The 3,250-nt window shown below is 45.0% G+C and carries 4 protein-coding genes; all 4 read right to left on the bottom strand.

Annotated features, from left to right (window positions below; genetic code table 11):
• A partial coding sequence (locus tag K8S13_RS25345) for a 4Fe-4S dicluster domain-containing protein (RefSeq protein ID WP_291466580.1) occupies nt 1-636 on the bottom strand: 636 nt, incomplete at its 3' end.
• A 59-nt stretch (nt 637-695) separates the two neighbouring features.
• Nucleotides 696-1,244: a 2-oxoacid:acceptor oxidoreductase family protein gene (locus K8S13_RS25340; RefSeq protein ID WP_291466578.1), complete on the bottom strand. Its 549-nt coding sequence runs from the start codon at nt 1,242-1,244 to the stop codon at nt 696-698.
• Nucleotides 1,245-1,258: 14 nt separating this feature from the next.
• Nucleotides 1,259-2,218 (bottom strand): thiamine pyrophosphate-dependent enzyme, encoded by a 960-nt coding sequence (locus tag K8S13_RS25335; protein WP_291466576.1) that lies wholly within the window; start codon nt 2,216-2,218, stop codon nt 1,259-1,261.
• Between the two features lies 1 nt (nt 2,219).
• Nucleotides 2,220-3,250: pyruvate synthase subunit PorA (locus tag K8S13_RS25330; protein WP_291466574.1), on the bottom strand; the 1,031-nt coding region annotated here is incomplete at its 5' end.

The raw sequence follows: 3,250 nt of genomic DNA, 5'->3' as shown, positions 1-3,250 counted from the left end.
CGGTTCAGTTCCAAATTCTTTCCGGAGCTGTTTACCCTTTTTCTCCATGATCAGACGACTAATTTCGCTGTCAGGGTCATTAAGGTCACCAAATACCCTTGCGCCTACCGGACAGGCATTAACGCAGGCTGGTGTCGCTTCCTCATCTTTCCCGGGAGTAAGACCTCTTTTAAGGCCGTCATCAACCCTTTCCGAACAGAAATTACACTTAATAACCGTCCCTACTTTTAACGGGTAAAGCTTTTCACCCAGCAGTTCCAACTCGGTTTTACCCTGGCCCGGAAAATATTCCCTGTCTTTTACTTCCTGATCATAATAGGTTCTCTGATGGTACGGGCAGCTCACAAGACAGGCCCTGCAGCCGACACATTTATCATCGTCAACCGCTACAATCCCATCTTCCCGAATATAAGTTGCTCCGGTAGGACATGCTTCCACGCATGCCGCGTCAGAGCAATGATTACAAAGAACCGGATAAATCAACTTACTGGATGACGGGAATTTCCCGGTTTCCCCAATGAGCACCCTGTTAAAAAATACCCTGGGAGGAAGAAAATGTTCCTCTTTACATGCAATGGTGCAGCCCCAGCAAGCGATACACCTTTTTACGTCGATTACCATTCCCCATCTTGGCATAACAGCTCCTTTATTAATATTAAAGTTATCCCCTTATTAATCTTTAAATATCCAAATTTTTAAAGATCAAATAATTTCACCTCTTCAAACCCTCTTTTTGCACATACGATATTGGCTGAAAGCTTTTTACCTGAAAAATAATCCTGCAATGCGTCGCAGCAGGGTTCAACATCCAGCAGGCCGGACATTTTTGCAAATGCTCCCACTATCACGGTATTGGGTATGGGAAGGCCGATTTCTTCCAAAGCAATTTTATTGGCATCAATAATCCCCAGCTTTGCAAGGTTATCGTGGGAGACATTTATTTTGCTGTCTGAATCATTCAACAGCATCATGCCGTTCGGCAACAACCCTTGAAACACAGCCTTAGAATCTCTTTGGCTGGGATCAAGTACCACTAGAATATCCGGATTATAAATTTGTGTTTTTTCTCTGACGGGTTTATCTGAAAATCTGCCGAAAGCCGTAACAGGTGCTCCCCTTCTTTCAAATCCAAACATGGGAAAACTTGCACCGAATTGTCCGGTTCTGGCAAAAGCATTGGCAAGAATTTTAGATGTTGTAACAACACCCTGTCCTCCTCTACCATGAAATCTGACTTCACTCATTGTCGCTTCCTCCTTTAATCTTCTGCCGATACGGGAAGCTGACATTCTGCTTCCAATACGCTCAGGCCGCCCAACAGACAGTATTCGTAATCTATATCATCCTGAAGGATCTGAAGATCTGCTTCATCCAAATGAGCGAATTTTTTTATTAACTCAGTATAGGTTGATACGGGCTTGGGTTTTTTAACGGTTTTGGTCATCCTGATTTTGCCGTTTTCCGCTTCCCAAAGGGGAAAATAGTTTGATTTTACAGCCCTTCGACAGACCTCAATGGTATTTTCAGGTGCATAACCCCATCCGGTCGGGCAGGGAGCAAAAACATGGAGGAAGACAAAACCTCTTTCTTTGGCTTCTTTGGCCTTCAGCAGCTTCTTAGCGAGATCGTCAAGGTCGCTCATGGTTGCAGTGGCCGTATATGGAATCTTATGCATGGCCATTTTCAGGGCCAGATTCATTCTTCTTAAATTCTTTCCTTTGGACGCCGAGCCAAAAGGAGTCGTGGTCGTGCTCGCTCCAAAGGGTGTGGTTCCGCTTTTCTGGATACCGGTATTCATATATCCTTCATTGTCATAACAGATATAGATAAAAGGTTCGTTTCTTTCTGCCGCACCGGCCAGGTTTCCAAATCCGATATCTGCTGCTGTTCCATCCCCGTTGAAACAGATAACCGTATTGTCAATACCTGCTTTCCTGTAATATCTGGCAAGGCCTGTGGCATTTGCAGCAGCTCCGGTCATCAGCGTTCCAAAATACGAAAGTGAGTGCCAGGATTGATTATTCTGTCCAAGAAGTACCGGAGCAGAACAGGATGGAGTACCTGTAATGACGATATCATTTCCCAATACCTGGGGAATAAAGCGAATTAACAACTCCAGACTGCAACCAGGGCAAAATGCCACACCTTTTGAGAAGGGGTCATCGTGCTTGAGGTAATCCAGTACTTTAGTCAGTTTGCCTTTCTTTTTTTGTGTCATCTTAAAGTCCTCCATCTTCCTGGGCCTCAGGATATGAAACCCATGTGACTTCACGAACGTCTTTGCCCGCAGCAAGGTCACAAGTTGCATCAATCATCTGCTCGACATTGACTATTGTAATGTCTGTATTTGCAATACCATCAATAAAACTGATCATCTTTGAACCACCAAGCTGAGTTTCAAATGCTTTTAATTCAGTATAAATCGGGCCGCCCTTAAATCCGAAACAAAGACTCCTGTCCACTACACCAATGGCTTTCTTGCCCTTGAGGGCCTTCACCATTACTTCACTGGGAAAGGGTCTGTACATTCTTATCTTTAGAAGACCGACCTTGACACCTGCGTCTCTTTTCTCATCAATAACGGTTTTAATGGTGCCGCACATGGAACCTGAACCCACCAGGACCACATCTGCATCATCCATTCTATATTCTTCAATCTGACCGCCGTAACCGCGGCCGAAAATCTCTTGATATTCCTTATCTATTTGCTCAAACTTGGCCTTGGATCTTTCCATGGCACAGACATGTTTGTGCCGAAGCTCAAGATATCCCCCAAGAATTCCATGGGAACCACAACCCAGTTTTCCGCCGGGAATCAATTTTGTTCTTTCGGGCTGATCTTTTAAAACAGATAAAAATCTATCGACATCTTCCTGCAGGGGTACATCCACAACCTCAGACAGGTACGACAGGTAAAAGCCGTCATAATGAACCATGACAGGCACCTGGATATCATAATCCTCAGCCAGCCTGTATGCCTGGAGAACAAGGTCGAGTATTTCCTGGCAGTCTTCAGCGATAAGGAAAATCCATCCGGCATCCCTTGTGGAAATCATGTCCTGCTGCCCGGAAGATACAGCAATAATACCCGGTGTTTCACGATTTACATTCACCATGACCTCTGGTGCTCTGGCCCCTGATGTTGCTAAAACCGCATCATACATAAAAGAAAGGCCCCATGAAGAAGTGGCGGTAAACACCCTGCCACATGCAAGGGAAGCAGCCATAACAGCGTTCATGGCAGAATTTT

Source organism: Desulfobacula sp. (genome assembly GCF_021107415.1).
Note: the sequence above shows the minus strand (reverse complement) of the source record. Positions and strands in the feature narration are given on the sequence as shown.

Excerpts from the sequence above, each read along its gene's own strand:
- K8S13_RS25340 (WP_291466578.1), bottom strand. The coding sequence starts at position 1,244 with ATGAGTGAAGTCAGATTTCATGGTAGAGGAGGACAGGGTGTTGTTACA.
- K8S13_RS25335 (WP_291466576.1), bottom strand. The coding sequence starts at position 2,218 with ATGACACAAAAAAAGAAAGGCAAACTGACTAAAGTACTGGATTACCTC.